This window comes from Methylomonas sp. 2F7 (assembly GCF_057126975.1).
Window position 1 is genome coordinate 348,640 of record NZ_CP195203.1, and the last position, 14,069, is coordinate 362,708.

Genomic DNA, 14,069 nt, shown 5'->3' on the forward strand with positions numbered 1-14,069 from the left:
TAACCGAGGTTTGTTGGCTTAATAAGATCAATTCTTATGCCAGGACTTGTGATCTTGAAAGTATTGCTAAGTAACTGCCTGTTGTTTAAGGAGTTTAGGAGGAATGAAAAGATGGAAGAGGAGCTGGATAATGCGAGGTGTTGGGGCTAAGTGCGGACGGTATTTCGTCAATATTACGAAATACCGTGTTTCTAAGCTTGGGTAGATCAGGAGTATTGGTTATAACTTAGGTTTTCTGTTCAATAACAAGGTTTTTTTGCAGTTCCTGCGGCGGTACCGGATGGGTCGGTTTTTGATACGCCGCCAGAATTTGCTTCACATAATTGCGGGTCTCTTGATACGGGGGGATGCCTTGATAGCGCTCTACCGCACCTTCGCCGGCATTATAGGCCGCCAGTACTAAATCGACTTTGCCTTCGAAATGCCTTAGCAGCCAATGCAGATAGGCGGTGCCGCCTTTTATATTTTGAATCGGATTCCAACTGTCTTTTACCCCGAAGCGTTCGGCGGTTGCCGGTATCAGCTGCATCAGGCCTTGGGCATTTTTGCCGGACAGTGCGCTGGGGTTGAAAGCCGATTCGGCTTGAATTACCGCCATGATCAGTTGTGGATCGATACTGTAAATCGGCGCAATCTCTTTAACCCAGGCTTCGACCAGTTCGCGCTTAGGATTGGGTTCGGCAACCAGTTTAACTTCGGGTTCCGGTGCCTGCGGTTGGCATGCTGGGTCTTCACTGGGGGTGACATCGCCAAAACGGATCAGCATTTGTTGCGCATGCGTGTCGCCATGCTCTGCGGCCAATTTAAACCAATGACTGGCTAGCGGAATGCTACGGGTTAGGCCGCGGCCGTTGAAGTACATAAATCCGATGCTGTAAGCTGATTCGGCATCGCCTTGCAGTGCGGCCTTGCAGTACATATCAAATGCTTGATGGTAATCTTGTTTGACTGTGCGGCCGTGTTCGAAATCGGCAGCGGTCTTGCGGATTTGTTCCAGATTAACTGGTGCAGCATCCTGGGCGTTGCCGATTTGGGCGGCGAAACCTAAGCACAGGGCAAGTAGCGATTGGCGTTTCAAGTTCATAAAATTCTCGTTCTGTATTGCTGAGACTAGGCTCTTCTAAACCCGGCCGGAAAAGGATTGAAGCGTCAATCCTCCAAGCTTCCAGCTACCGTATACATTGCAAGTGCTTGATCGCCCATATGGTCGAGTTTCCGTGCAATTGCGCTTAATTGCATCCCGCAGGATGTTGGCAAACCTTGAAATAGTCCCGGAGCCGCTGAGGGTGTTAGCTTTACCGGAACTGCTTCAAGGTTGTCCGCACTATACCCTCTGTTTTGCTGAGGCTATATTGCCCATATGGGCAGGTGAGCGTGGCGCGAATATATCACAGGGTTGAGTTTACGGCGATTTAAACTGTTGTTTTTGATGTGATTGTGGCTGGTCTGCCGGCGCGGGGCCTGGTTGGGTCCCTTGTTTTCGATTGGCAGAGAGCAGACAAACTCATCCCCTGATTTCTTGCTATAGGACTCTATCTGTTGTTCAAATCCGCCTCAGTCAGTATCCAATTTGTCTGTCACGGAATTCAAACAGAGGGTCAACCCAAATCCAAATAAAATTCGAATTCAAGATGACTGGCCGCCGATTTTTTAGGATTCGCCGGCAAATTTATTTATGCGAGAGATTGCGCTTACTAAGCCCATGCCCAAAGACATCAGCAGGAAGCCGCCAGGCAGAGGTACAGCCGCTGGTGGCGGTACTATTGTGACACCGCTGAAATTCACTTGCTGTAGTCCGCCAAAATCAAAAGCGAGTGCAGTGTCAAACGCTTCGTCGCCCCAATTGATTACCCCAAACTCAAGAAAATACGATCCCGTTGCGGTGAACGAGTAAGCAGACTTAATCCAGCCGGTCGGGCCACAGGTGTTGGCGTTATCCCAGCAAACGCCGCTTGAGCCACCCAATGGGGTCCAATTTGTGCCAGCTACAGCAAAGCCAATGGTGTTACCGTCATTCAATACGGCATCGAGTTCATCCGGTAAGTTGTTATCTACCTGACGGTTCAACACATTACCCGGTACGACATTCCCGTTAGCGGAATTGGTGCTGCGCGCTGTAAACAACCAGGCGGCTGTATTGTTAGTATCCGCATTGACCAAGCGTGCCCAGGCATAGTCGTCGTAACCGCGACCATCGGTTGAAATGTAATTGAATTGTAAAGTCACAGTGTCATTTGCATTGGCATTGAAAGCATTCGATTGAATTTTCGAGCCATTGGTTTGGTTCTTGGTGCCGCGTCCTTCATCTCTCAGAACCAAAGGCGAAACATCATAGACACCGCCAGATGTCGACACGTAACCGAACTGAGCGTTTCCCGTCGGTGAATTATTGACCGTGTTGTCCCCGTAAATCAGCCCTGCTGCGCCGCTTGCCGTCCAGGTGTTACTGTTTAAGGATATATTGGAAGCTTGTGCGGCAGGTATCACAAGCGCTCCGCTCAAACTAAGGGCGATCAGGGGAATACGCGTAATTTTCATGGTTTTGCCTTTTAAAATCTGTCTCTATAAGTCATCAGGGTTTTGTTGAATAAGCCGCGCGAATCCTATTAGGTCGTGCTATTTGCCTCTTTCAACGGCGCAACTTATTTCGCGGTGTATTCCGTGTGGCGGCTAAAAGGTTCAAAACGGGAGGCCGGTTTTAAGTGAGGCAACTGTAAAATCCACGGTTTAAGCCTCGGCGGCATGGACTGATTGCAAAATAAGCTGTTCCTATACATCAAAGGTCGAGTTTGCCATAATTCCAAGAACTGATCTTTTTGGGGCATGAACATTAACAAGCGAATTTTGTTGGGGGTTTGCGGTGGTATCGCGGCATATAAAGCGGCGGAACTGGTGCGCTTGTTGCGTAAGCAAGGCCATGAAGTTCGCGTGGTGATGACCGCCGCCGGCCGCCAGTTTGTCACGCCGCTGACGTTTCAGGCCTTGAGCGGCCATGCCGTGCATAGCGATTTGCTGGATGTCGAGCAGGAACAGGCCATGAGTCACATCCATTTGGCGCGCTGGGCGGACCTGTTGCTGATTGCGCCGGCGACCGCCGATATGTTGGCGAAAATGACGCATGGTTTGGCGGACGATTTGTTATCTACCTTATACCTTGCGGCCGAATGCCCGGTATTCGTTGCGCCGGCGATGAATCAGGCGATGTGGGCTAAGTTGGTAACGCAAGAAAATATTGCCAGATTGCAAAGCCACGGCGTGCATTTTATTGGCCCTGCGGCTGGTGAGCAGGCTTGTGGCGAGCAAGGCTTGGGGCGGATGCTGGAGCCGGCCGATATTTGTCGGCAAGTGCTGGGGCCTGAGCCGCCCGGCTTTCTGTCAGGCTTTAATATAGTCATTAGTGCCGGACCGACGCTTGAGCCGCTTGATCCGGTGCGTTACATCACTAACCGAAGCTCCGGCAAAATGGGGTATGCCTTGGCGGGCGCAGCCCTGTCAGCCGGCGCCAACGTGACATTGGTCAGTGGTCCGGTGAACTTAGCAGCGCCGGCCGGAGCCAAACTTATTCCGGTGGAAACAGCTCTGCAAATGTATGATGCGGTGATCGAGCATTGCCGGCTGACGGATATTTACATTGGCGCTGCGGCGGTAGCGGATTACCGTCCGCAACAGCTGGCTGACGGCAAGATAAAAAAGGCTGGCGACACCAGCAATATAGCCTTGGTAAAAAATCCGGATATCATCGCCGCAGTGGCTGATTTGCAACCAAAGCCCTTGGTAGTGGGATTTGCCGCGGAAACTGACGATCTGGAAAATTACGCCAAACACAAGCTGCAAAGCAAAAATCTGGACCTGATCGCCGCGAATTGGGTAGGGCAGGCTGAAGGCGGTTTCGAGAGTGATCGCAATGCCTTGCAAGTATTTTGGCCGGGTGGTCAACAAATCCTGCCGATGACCGATAAACATACCTTAGCCGCACAGCTGCTTAAACTGATAGCCGAGAAATTGCATGAAAAAAATCCAGTTAAAAATTCTTGATCCGCGCCTGGGCCAGGAGATTGCTTTGCCCGCCTACGCTACCCATGGCTCTGCGGGACTGGATTTGCGCGCTTGCCTGGATCAGGCTTTGACCTTGCAACCCGGCGAAACGGCTTTGATACCCACCGGCCTGGCCATTCATATCGACGATCCGCATTTGGCGGCGGTATTGCTGCCGCGCTCTGGACTGGGGCATAAGCATGGCATTGTGCTGGGTAATTTGGTGGGCTTGATCGACTCGGATTATCAGGGACAGATTTTTATCTCCTGCTGGAATCGCGGCAACAGCCCGTTTACCGTCGAGATAGGCGAGCGTGTCGCGCAAATGGTGTTTGTGCCGGTGGTGCAGGCCGAGTTCGAGTGTGTGGCCGAGTTCGACGAAAGCCATCGCGGCAGCGGCGGTTTTGGGCACAGCGGCCGGCACTAAGCGGAGCCGCGACAGATGGGACGCATATTTAGCATAGTTGCCGGCATTGCGGCGCTGATGGTGTTATTGGCCGGCGGCGGCGCCTATTGGTTTTCGGCGGCCCAGGTTAGAGAAACCCAACAAACCAGTACCACAGCCATTGCCAGCGGTATGACAGTCAGCATCGTCAGCCAGATCGAGACGCTACAGCGGGTTATCGATGGTCTGGCGCAGGCGCCGGATGTGGTGGCGCTACTTGCCAGCAATAGTCACAATCAAGCGGCGCTGGATAACGTCGCTATCAGGCTGCAGAACACGATTCCGCAAGCGATGCGAGTGCGTTTGCTGCCGGCCACGGTCAGCGAACCGGATCTTACCCAAGTGCCGAATATGGGCTTTGCCGACTTGGAAATGGTGCGCGCCACGCTGACCGCCAAGCAAAAGCCCTTCGTGCAAGGTGAGGGCGAGCATCGGCATTTGGCGATGACAGCGGCTGTCAGCCAAAATCAGCAGGCAATCGGCGTGATTTTGGTCAGTTTAAAACCTGATTTGTTGCAACAGTTGATTACCAAGACTACCGTCAGTAATGGCTATGTGGAGATCAAGCAAGAACAGGCCGTATTGGCCAGTGTCGGTATGGCGGAGTTGAGGGACGACGAGCCGCAAGTGATGCCGTTGACTAACAGCCGGTGGTCGTTGGAGCTCTCGATTGGTGGCGGCACCAGTGCAGGCGACATCATTTTATTTTCCTGCATTATCCTGATCCCCGCCTTGTTGGGTTGTCTGGCGTTTTTTATCGGTTATCGTAAATTGGCCGACTATCTGCACCACGATCAAAGCAGTATTTTAAAGGCCGCCAAGGACATGATGACCGGCAAGCAGGTTGGTCACTATCCAGTGCAGCTCGATGAAATGCGGCCGATCATTTCTACCTTGGCCCAGTTCAAACGCATTCTGGAACAAGAAAAAAGCCCGAGTAAAGCACCGGACGAATTGGGCGAATATGACTTTTTCGACGAGTCCTTCGACATCGATTTTATCGAAGACTCGCCCAAAACAGCCGAACAATATGCGAGTGTGCCGGTGAGCTTGGGCACGGCGCCGATCAGCATGGCCGATCAGGCCCCGCTTAGTGCGGCGGCTCCCGCCGAGAAATCGGCACCGGTAGCGATACCCGCTGCCGTGCCTACGGCGGGGGAGTCATTTGCCGATATTTTCCGCACTTATGATATTCGCGGTATCGTCGGCAAGGGATTGACCTCGGAAACTGTGCGAAATATCGGCCGGGCTTTGGGTAGCGAGGCCAGGCAGTTGAATATCAAGACTATCGTCATGGGCAGGGACGGCCGGCTCTCCAGTCCGGGGTTAGCGGATGCCTTGGCAAAAGGCATTACCGAGGCAGGTTGCGATGTGTTGAACATAGGCTTGGTGCCGACGCCACTGCTGTATTTTGTCACCCAACACAGCGAAGGCCGCAGTGGTGTAATGATTACCGGTAGTCACAACCCTGCTGACTATAACGGCCTTAAACTGGTTTTGAACGGCGAAACCTTATCCGGCGACAAGATTCAACAACTGAAAAAACGCATCGAAGCCAACGACTTTAGCGACGGAGCTCCTGGTTCCATTGAGTTGAATAGCCTATTCAGTAACGAATATATCGGCATGATCTCCGACGATGTGCATTTGGTCAGACCGATGAAAGTGGCTGTCGATTGCGGCAACGGTGCGGCCGGACAATTGGCCCCCATCCTGTTACGAACCATGGGTTGTGAAGTTATCGAGTTGTATTGCGAGATTGACGGCAACTTCCCTAATCATCATCCCGACCCCAGCAAGCCGGAAAATCTGGCTGATTTGATTAAGGCCGTGCAGCATTACGAGGCGGATATCGGCGTAGCGTTTGATGGCGATGGCGACCGGATCGGCGTGGTCGATTCCGGTGGTAAAATCATTTGGCCGGATCGGCAAATGATGCTCTATGCCCGTGATGTGTTGGCGAATAAGCCCGGAGCGGAAATTATTTACGATGTGAAATGCTCCCGGCATTTGCACGATCAAATTGTTAAGCGCGGCGGGCGGCCGTTGATGTGGAAAAGCGGTCACTCCCTGATGAAAGCCAAGCTCAAGGAAACCGCGGCGGCGCTGGCAGGCGAGATGAGTGGACATATTTTCTTCAACGACCGTTGGTTTGGTTTTGATGATGCGTTGTATGCGGCGGCGCGGTTAATCGAAATTCTGTCTGGCGATATGCGTAGTAGCAGCGATGTATTTGCCGAACTGCCGGATAGTATCAACACGCCGGAGCTGCATGTGCCGATGGCCGAAGGCGAGGGTGTTCGCTTTGTGGAACAGCTATTCAGCCAGGCCAAATTCAAAGATGGCAAGATTATCAATATCGACGGGATGCGTGTCGAATTTGCCGACGGCTGGGGGCTGGTCAGAGCCTCCAATACTACGCCAGTATTGACCGTACGTTTCGAGGCGGATAGCCAGGACGCGATGCAGCGTATTCAAACTCAATTCAGGCAGCTGCTGCTGCAAATCAAACCCGACATCAAACTCCCTTTTTAATTGTTAGTGATCATGAAAGAAAAAAACGCGCACCAGATTGCCCACGTTCTTATCGAAGCCTTGCCTTATATTCAAAAATTCAAGGGCAAAACCGTTGTGATTAAATTCGGCGGCAATGCGATGGTCGACGATGCGTTGAAACACAGTTTCGCTCGCGACATCGTCTTGATGAAGCTGGTGGGAATTAATCCCATCGTGGTGCACGGTGGCGGTCCGCAAATTGGTGACTTGTTAAAACGTTTGGGTAAAACCTCTGAGTTTATCGACGGTATGCGCGTTACCGATAGCGAAACCATGGATGTGGTGGAAATGGTGTTGGGTGGCCTGGTGAATAAAGAGATCGTGAATATGATCAATATGCAGGGCGGCAAGGCGGTAGGTCTCACCGGTAAGGACGGTAATTTCATCCACGCCCGCAAGATCAATATGACCAAGGCCGGTGCGACCATGGAGGATGCGCCGGAAATTATCGATCTGGGCCATGTCGGCGAAGTCAGCAGTATCGATCCGGCGGTGGTGGAAATGTTGGGTAACAGCGACTTCATTCCGGTGATCGCGCCGATTGGCGTGGGTAAGGACGGGCACTCCTACAACATCAACGCCGATCTGGTGGCCGGTAAGGTGGCGGAAGTGTTAAAAGCCGAAAAGCTGATGTTGTTGACCAACATCCCCGGCATTATGGACAAACAAGGTAATTTGTTGACTGGCCTGACGCTGACCGATATAGATAATCTGATTGCCGACGGTACTATTTCCGGGGGCATGATTCCGAAAACTCGCTGCGGTACTGATGCGTTGAAGGGCGGCGTGACCAGCGTGCATATCATAGACGGGCGAGTCGAGCACGCGGTGTTGCTGGAGTTGTTCACCGACCAGGGCGTCGGTACGTTACTGTTGCGCCGCTAAGCTGGATTGAATAAAAGGGGCAAAGGCTTGGCGAATGCTCTGCGCCTTTGCTCCCGAACATAATTCGTTGCCTATGCTGGATTGGCGGCAGCGGATGTCCAGAAATATCTGCAAAGTGTTGTTACGCTCCAGCAGCGATACCGACAAGCTTAAATCATCGTCTTTCTGTGGCGCCGCGCGCATGATCAGTTTTTCGCTTTCCACGTCTTGACCGGTGGTCGAATGCATCGCGACAAATTCGCCGGCGATTTTCCAGGCTTTTTCGCATTGCCCGGCGTCCTGACAGACAAACAGGCCTAGCTCGTTACTGGCGTTACTGGCTGCTAAGCTGTCGCCGTTGACCGGTTTTCCGTCGTTGCTGTTGGTTTGGGTGAGGAATTGAAAGCGGGCTATGTCGGCTTTGAATTCTTTTTCGCTGTTTTGTCTGTCCTGTTGGTGGCGCAAAAGTTCTTGTTTGCCCGCTTCTATCTGTTGTTTGCTGGCGGCAATATCCGCCAGTAATTTCGGTGGGATCTTGCTGCCGCCGCGCTCAAGATTGGCGGCTTGCTGCTGTTGCTGCTGCAATTGCTGTTGAATGCGTTCGATATTGCCTTCAATCACTTTTTGCCCGGCATCGAAGGACGCCATTTTATTGCTCAAGGCTTTATTCATATCGTCGATGCTACGAAACGTGCTTAACAGCACCTTGTCATTGGCATTTTGCCTGGCAATGATCTTTTCCTGTTCCTTACGTAGCGCATCCAGCCGCTTTTGCTGGGCAATTTGCTCGGCGGTTTTGGCTTTTTCCAGCACATCGAGCACGCGGGCTTTCTCGCTTAATGTTTCCCGTTTGTGCTTTACCTGGTCGGGCGGCACTTGATCGGAGAAATAGACGTTGCCGTTTTCATCCACCCAGCGATACATTTTTTTGGCATAAGCCGGTTCAGCCATTGCAAGCAGCAAGGCTAGAACGACTATCGGTGTGCGTTTGTTGGTGACTTGTCGCATGGGTAATGCTAGCTGAGACTTAGCCCAGTAGGCTGACCAATTGATGCAAGGGCGGTAAAATCATCATTTTTGCCAGTTGCAACAATACCAGCGCCACCAGCGGCGATAAGTCTATGCCGCCCAGGTCGGGTAAAACCTTGCGGCACACATTCAACAGCGGATCGGTCAAACTGTACAAAATCGACGAGGCGGAGCCATAACTGCCGGGGGCGAACCAGCTCAGGATGGCGCCGGCAAAAATGGCGTAAACGAAAATATCGATCAGCATTTTCAATAAGTCGGTAAACGACAATAGCGTCAATGCCACAAAACTGACCGATAAGCCTTTAATAGCCAGTATCGAAAAGTTGGCGACTATTTGCAGCAACAACGCCAGCACTAGGGAAGAGCTATCTATGCGGCCGATGGCAGGAATAAAACGGCGCAAAATCCGCAATGGCGGGTGGGTGATTTTCACCAGAAATTGCGATACCGGGTTGTAAAAATCGGCCTGGGTCCATTGCAGCAAGAAGCGTAATGCCACCGCCAAAATATACAAGGAAAACAATGTGTCTATCAGGAACACTATCGGGTCGGTCATATAATTACTGCCCATTAGTCGGCTCCCAGTTGTTTTGACATTTCAATCGAACGGTCTTTGGCGGCATGTAAGGCTTTGGCAACCAGTTCGACAAAACCGTTTTGCACAAACGTTTCTATAGCTTGTTGAGTGGTGCCGCCCGGTGAGGTAACTCTGACGCGCAATTGGGTGGGCGATTCGGACGATTCCAGCGCAATTTTGGCGGCGCCCAGTGCTGTTTGCTGAATCAGCAGTCTCGCTGAGCGTTCGTCCAGGCCCAATTCCAGGGCGGCTTTTTCCATCGCTTCCATCAGCAGAAAAAAATAAGCCGGCCCGCTGCCCGATACCGCAGTTACGGCGTCGAGTTGGCTTTCGTCGTTTACCCACAACGCCAACCCGACTGCGCGTAGAATGTTTTCAGCTAGATCTTTTTGTTCCTCGTCTACATTCGCGTTGGCGTGCAATGCTGTTGCGCCGGTTTGCACCAATGCCGGAGTATTAGGCATGCAGCGCACAATAGCGACTTCGCTGCCTAGCCATTTGGATAGACTTTGCTGGGAAATGCCGGCGGCAATCGATACTACCAGCACATTTTTTTGCTTCAGACAGGGGGCGATTTGCAAAGCAACGTCACGCAGTATTTGCGGTTTAACTGCCAGCACCACCACTTCGACTTCGTTAACGACTGTCTCATTACTGGCGGTAGTATTCACGTGAAGTTGATCGGCGTGAGCCTGCAACGTGGCGGGCGCGGTATCCGATACCCAGATCTGCTGCGGTGAATGACCGCTGGCAATCAAGCCGCTGATTAGACTGGTCGCCATGTTGCCGCCACCAATAAAACCGATTGTTTTTGTTTTCATAGCTTACTGATTATTATGTTGAATCGTTACGGAAACCGCTGTTTGCGGAGCATTTTACATGACAATGGTGGCGTCGCAGAGAATCTCAAGTCGTTACGGATTTTTGCAAGCCGATATGTCGGGGCCGGATGCCCAACAATACTAGCGTCAAACTATAAATCAATATTGCCAATCCGATTGTCATTCCCAGATGCAATCCTCGTTGCGAGGCGTTCCAATCCAGCCAAAGCGTGGCATCGACAAAATAATACAAGAACCCTGACATAACTGCGTTGGCTGCCACAATCCGCAGAATGTATGACAGCCATTGTTCGCTGGGACGGTATGTTCGGGTTTTTAGCAGTCTAAGCAACAGGAGTAGCGCGTTTAGGTATGCCGACAAAGTCGTTGCCAGGGCGATGCCGGCATGCGCGAAGGGAAATGCCAGCAATAGGCTCAACACGATATTCGCGACGATGGAATACATGCCAAAACGCATCGGCGTTTGTGTGTCCTGGCGAGAAGTGAAGCCTGGAACCAGGATCTTGATCAGCATAAATGCCAATAAGCCTAGCGCATAAGCCATCAGGCTTTTACCCGCCATCCGCACATCTTCGCTGCCAAATTCGTTATATTGAAACAGCGTCGATAGCAAGGGTTCGGCCAACAGTGTTAAACCCAAAGTGGCCGGCAAGCCTATCAATAATACCAATTTCAGGCCCCAGTCCAACGCCTTGGAAAAGGCCATGGCATCCTCAGTAGCATGATTTTCGGACAATCTGGGTAAAATGACTGTTGCAAGCGCCACACCCAAAATACCGAGCGGAAACTCCACCAACCGATCCGAGTAATACAGCCAGGAAACGCTGCCGGAGGTCAAAAACGAGGCGACCAAAGTGCCAAATAGTAAATTAACTTGCACCACGGATACACCAAAAATGGCGGGGAGCATCTGTTTTAGCATGCGTTTCACTGCCGGATCTTGGTAACCCCAGCGTGGTCGCGGCATTAAGCCTAGTCGAATTAGAGCGGGGATTTGAAACAGCAGTTGCACCACGCCGGCTGCGAATACGCCCCACGCCAGCGCCATGATCGGTTGCTCCATAAGCGGCGAAATCCATACCGCAGCGCCTATCATGCAAATATTCAGAAATACCGGGGTTAGAGCCGGAATTGCGAATTTACCGCGTGCATTCAAAATTGCGCCTGCGAATGCAACTAGAGTAACGAAGAATAAATACGGGAAGGTAATGCGGAGCATTTGCACCGCCAGTTCGTACTGGCCGCCTTCCCACAGAAAGCCCGGCGCAAAAAGCAGGATTAGCAATGGGGCGGCAATGACGCCCGCCACTGTGAATAGCATCAACAAGACTGCCAACGTGCCGGCAGTGCGGTCGATAAACAGTTGCAATGCCTCGCGGCTACCTTTTTCGTTATAATCGGTCAGTGCCGGCACAAATGCCTGCGCGAACGCGCCTTCCATGAATAAGCGGCGGAGAAAGTTCGGAATTCTGAAGGCCACGAAAAACGCATCGGTTGCCGCGTTAACGCCGAAAATGTTGGCAAATAGCATGTCTCTTACAAAACCCATGATCCGCGAAATCATGGTCATACTGCTAACGATTGCGGTAGATTTAAACAGCTGCTTGCTCACTGCAGGCCTCAGATTGGGTTTGGAAACACTAAAAATTTGACAATCATAGCATCCAAAATGATAATACGCGGTTCCAGATTAACTCAAAAGAACTGATAGACTATGGCTAATTCACCACAAGCTAGAAAAAGAGCGCGTCAGGCTGAGAAAAGCCGTATTCGCAATGCCGGACAGCGCAGCAACTTACGCACTTTCGTTAAAAAAGTGATCGCCGCTGTTAGAGCAGGCGATAAAGAGCAAGCTCAAGCCGCGTTTAAAACCGCTGTTCCTGTAATCGATTCGGCTGTTAACAAAGGCCTTATCCACAAAAATAAAGCGGCTCGCAGCAAAAGCAGACTTAACGACAGATTGCGCGCGATGGCTTGATCTCGACAGCAGGTCGATAGATCAACAAGGCCTATGCAACAGATGTTGCTTGGGCCTTTTTTATGCGCGGTAGTTCTACACTGCCCAAGTACTGTGATTTCTAGTCTTGCCGTTAGTCGAAAACTGTCTATTCTCGCATAACTTTTTGGGATGAAGAGCTTGCGGCGCGCAGACAAGCTGCTAATCTGATAGCTCTCAGCTCATCAGTCTAAGGTACTGTCATGAATAACCAAGACCAAGCCAAACTTCGTTGGGGCATTCTCGGCGCTGCCCGTATCAACGAGCGCCTGTTGCCGGCGATAGTCGAAGCGTCCAATGCAAAGCTGGTAGGCATAGCCAGCCGCCGCCCCGGAGCCGCAGGACAAACACTCGCTCAATACTCCCCTTGCCATCCGGAAATACCGAGTTACGACAATCTGGATGCGTTGCTAAACGACGAAGACGTGCAGGCTATCTATTTGCCGATGGCCAATCATGAGCACGCAGAATGGACCTTGCGAGCCATTGAACACCGTAAGCATGTGCTGTGCGAAAAGCCGATGGCTTTGACGGTAGAAGACATTGACGCAATCGAAACCGCCGCGCGCCGTTATCGGGTGACCGTGATGGAAGGTTTTATGTATCGCTTCCATCCGCAGCACGCCCGTGTGTTGGAGTTGATCAGGTCCGGTTTGATCGGCGAAATCCGCTCGGTGCGCGCCAGCTACTCGTTCATGATGCGTCCGGCGCGGATGTATCGATTGGCCGAAGACGTCTCGCGCGGCGGCGGGGCGATGTGGGATATTGGCTGCTATGCGATCCATTCGTTACGCATGTTCTTTCAACAAGCACCACGTACCGTCACTGCCTTATCCAAATATGTTGAAAGTGGTGCCGATATTACGACCAGCGGCATTCTGGATTTTGGCGACGGAAAATTCGCACATTTCGATTTCAGCTTCGAACGTGCCCGGCGCTGCGAATATGAAATTATCGGCACCCAAGGCGGAATCAAATGCCACGTGGTTTGGCAGTTGCCTGGGGATGTGCCGGTAATCTCCTGGTGGACGGAAGACGGGCGGCAGTCGGAAGAGCGTTTGCCTGTCGCCAATCATTTCCGTTTGGAAGTCGAGCATTTCAGCGATTGCGTATTAAACGGCAAGGATCCGCAATTGTCGTTCAACGACGCTCGCGACAATTGCCGGGCCATTGTTGCCGCGCTGCAATCGGCCGCCGAGGGGCGGGTGATTAAAATTTGATTTAGCCCTACGTGCGCTGAGTGTTCCCGTTCATTTTCCACGGAGGCAAAAATGGTCAATAGACTCTTACCCAGCAATCGCCGAGCTAGCGCCCTGGTCGTTTTGACTCTGGCGGTGTCCTGCCTGTTTCTAACTGAAGTAGGGTTTGCCGCGGATGCCGTAGCCGCCAGAAAAGAATTGCAACAAATGGGCATCGAATATACCGAGCCGCAATTCGCATCATCGGCCGGTGTTGGGGACATGTTGGTCGTAAAGCTGTTTCTCGACGTCGGCATGGATGTGAATGCCGGAGGCGGAGCGGCGCTGGGATTGGCCGCCGGTAGAGGGCAGTTGGAAATGGTCAAGCTTTTATTGGCCAACGGCGCTAAGCCGACAGCCAATGCGTTGCAGTTTGCCCGAACACGAGGGCATAAGGAAATTGAGAGTATTTTGGTTCAGGCCGGGGCGAAGGAATAGTCGCCGGGAGCCGGGCTAGACATTGGTCTAGTCCGGCTCCACCAAC

General features: G+C 52.0%; 13 protein-coding genes. 7 read left to right on the forward strand and 6 right to left on the reverse strand.

The features are described from left to right. Positions 1–226: 226 nt before the first annotated feature. Together ACR64Q_RS01655 and ACR64Q_RS01660 are read right to left on the reverse strand one after the other, a co-directional pair. Complete coding sequence (locus tag ACR64Q_RS01655; RefSeq protein ID WP_026603287.1) at positions 227–1,084, reverse strand: transglycosylase SLT domain-containing protein; 858 nt, start codon at positions 1,082–1,084, stop codon at positions 227–229. A gap of 566 nt (positions 1,085–1,650) precedes the next feature. Beyond that, entirely contained in the window at positions 1,651–2,538 is an 888-nt protein-coding gene (locus ACR64Q_RS01660; protein ID WP_026603288.1) for an NF038132 family protein, read from the reverse strand. 285 nt (positions 2,539–2,823) lie between these two features. On the opposite strand from ACR64Q_RS01660, the gene coaBC reads away from it, so the two are divergent. The 4 genes from coaBC to argB are packed head-to-tail and all read left to right on the forward strand — an operon-like array spanning position 2,824 to position 7,921. Further along, on the forward strand, positions 2,824–4,035 hold the full coding sequence (coaBC, locus tag ACR64Q_RS01665) for a bifunctional phosphopantothenoylcysteine decarboxylase/phosphopantothenate--cysteine ligase CoaBC (RefSeq protein WP_026603289.1): 1,212 nt from the start codon (positions 2,824–2,826) through the stop codon (positions 4,033–4,035). Next, positions 4,007–4,462: a dUTP diphosphatase gene (gene dut, locus ACR64Q_RS01670; RefSeq protein WP_026603290.1), complete on the forward strand. Its 456-nt coding sequence runs from the start codon at positions 4,007–4,009 to the stop codon at positions 4,460–4,462. Before coaBC ends, dut begins: the two co-directional genes overlap by 29 nt. A 15-nt stretch (positions 4,463–4,477) precedes the next feature. After that, the gene (locus tag ACR64Q_RS01675) at positions 4,478–7,015 is read left to right on the forward strand and encodes a phosphomannomutase/phosphoglucomutase (RefSeq protein WP_313733376.1); all 2,538 of its coding nucleotides are present in this window, start codon (positions 4,478–4,480) and stop codon (positions 7,013–7,015) included. 12 nt (positions 7,016–7,027) lie between these two features. Continuing rightward, positions 7,028–7,921: an acetylglutamate kinase gene (argB, locus tag ACR64Q_RS01680; RefSeq protein ID WP_313733377.1), complete on the forward strand. Its 894-nt coding sequence runs from the start codon at positions 7,028–7,030 to the stop codon at positions 7,919–7,921. Here argB and ACR64Q_RS01685 read toward each other — a convergent pair. From ACR64Q_RS01685 to murJ, 4 genes are all read right to left on the reverse strand, one after another. Then, positions 7,904–8,908, reverse strand: coding sequence for a DUF4124 domain-containing protein (locus ACR64Q_RS01685; protein WP_313733378.1), 1,005 nt, complete (start codon positions 8,906–8,908; stop codon positions 7,904–7,906). The two genes, argB and ACR64Q_RS01685, sit on opposite strands and share 18 nt — an antisense overlap. A gap of 19 nt (positions 8,909–8,927) precedes the next feature. Next, a complete protein-coding gene (locus ACR64Q_RS01690) occupies positions 8,928–9,503 on the reverse strand; it encodes a YggT family protein (protein WP_026603294.1) in 576 nt (191 codons plus the stop codon). Continuing rightward, positions 9,503–10,330 (reverse strand): pyrroline-5-carboxylate reductase, encoded by an 828-nt coding sequence (gene proC, locus ACR64Q_RS01695; RefSeq protein ID WP_026603295.1) that lies wholly within the window; start codon positions 10,328–10,330, stop codon positions 9,503–9,505. Before proC ends, ACR64Q_RS01690 begins: the two co-directional genes overlap by 1 nt. Positions 10,331–10,415: 85 nt before the next feature. Then, entirely contained in the window at positions 10,416–11,963 is a 1,548-nt protein-coding gene (gene murJ, locus ACR64Q_RS01700; RefSeq protein WP_026603296.1) for a murein biosynthesis integral membrane protein MurJ, read from the reverse strand. A gap of 102 nt (positions 11,964–12,065) precedes the next feature. On the opposite strand from murJ, the gene rpsT reads away from it, so the two are divergent. The 3 genes from rpsT (at position 12,066) to ACR64Q_RS01715 (ending at position 14,023) form a co-directional block, all read left to right on the forward strand. Further along, complete coding sequence (gene rpsT / locus ACR64Q_RS01705) at positions 12,066–12,329, forward strand: 30S ribosomal protein S20 (protein ID WP_020483383.1); 264 nt, start codon at positions 12,066–12,068, stop codon at positions 12,327–12,329. Between the two features lie 221 nt (positions 12,330–12,550). After that, positions 12,551–13,567 (forward strand): Gfo/Idh/MocA family protein, encoded by a 1,017-nt coding sequence (locus ACR64Q_RS01710; RefSeq protein ID WP_313733379.1) that lies wholly within the window; start codon positions 12,551–12,553, stop codon positions 13,565–13,567. Between the two features lie 51 nt (positions 13,568–13,618). Then, complete coding sequence (locus ACR64Q_RS01715) at positions 13,619–14,023, forward strand: ankyrin repeat domain-containing protein (RefSeq protein ID WP_313733380.1); 405 nt, start codon at positions 13,619–13,621, stop codon at positions 14,021–14,023. The last annotated feature ends 46 nt before the right edge of the window (positions 14,024–14,069 follow it).

Bases quoted from the DNA above. Each gene is read 5' to 3' on its own strand.
- ACR64Q_RS01655 (WP_026603287.1), bottom strand. From the start codon at position 1,084: ATGAACTTGAAACGCCAATCGCTACTTGCCCTGTGCTTAGGTTTCGCC.
- ACR64Q_RS01660 (WP_026603288.1), bottom strand. From the start codon at position 2,538: ATGAAAATTACGCGTATTCCCCTGATCGCCCTTAGTTTGAGCGGAGCG.
- coaBC (WP_026603289.1), top strand. From the start codon at position 2,824: ATGAACATTAACAAGCGAATTTTGTTGGGGGTTTGCGGTGGTATCGCG.
- dut (WP_026603290.1), top strand. From the start codon at position 4,007: ATGAAAAAAATCCAGTTAAAAATTCTTGATCCGCGCCTGGGCCAGGAG.
- ACR64Q_RS01675 (WP_313733376.1), top strand. From the start codon at position 4,478: ATGGGACGCATATTTAGCATAGTTGCCGGCATTGCGGCGCTGATGGTG.
- argB (WP_313733377.1), top strand. From the start codon at position 7,028: ATGAAAGAAAAAAACGCGCACCAGATTGCCCACGTTCTTATCGAAGCC.
- ACR64Q_RS01685 (WP_313733378.1), bottom strand. From the start codon at position 8,908: ATGCGACAAGTCACCAACAAACGCACACCGATAGTCGTTCTAGCCTTG.
- ACR64Q_RS01690 (WP_026603294.1), bottom strand. From the start codon at position 9,503: ATGGGCAGTAATTATATGACCGACCCGATAGTGTTCCTGATAGACACA.
- proC (WP_026603295.1), bottom strand. From the start codon at position 10,330: ATGAAAACAAAAACAATCGGTTTTATTGGTGGCGGCAACATGGCGACC.
- rpsT (WP_020483383.1), top strand. From the start codon at position 12,066: ATGGCTAATTCACCACAAGCTAGAAAAAGAGCGCGTCAGGCTGAGAAA.
- ACR64Q_RS01710 (WP_313733379.1), top strand. From the start codon at position 12,551: ATGAATAACCAAGACCAAGCCAAACTTCGTTGGGGCATTCTCGGCGCT.
- ACR64Q_RS01715 (WP_313733380.1), top strand. From the start codon at position 13,619: ATGGTCAATAGACTCTTACCCAGCAATCGCCGAGCTAGCGCCCTGGTC.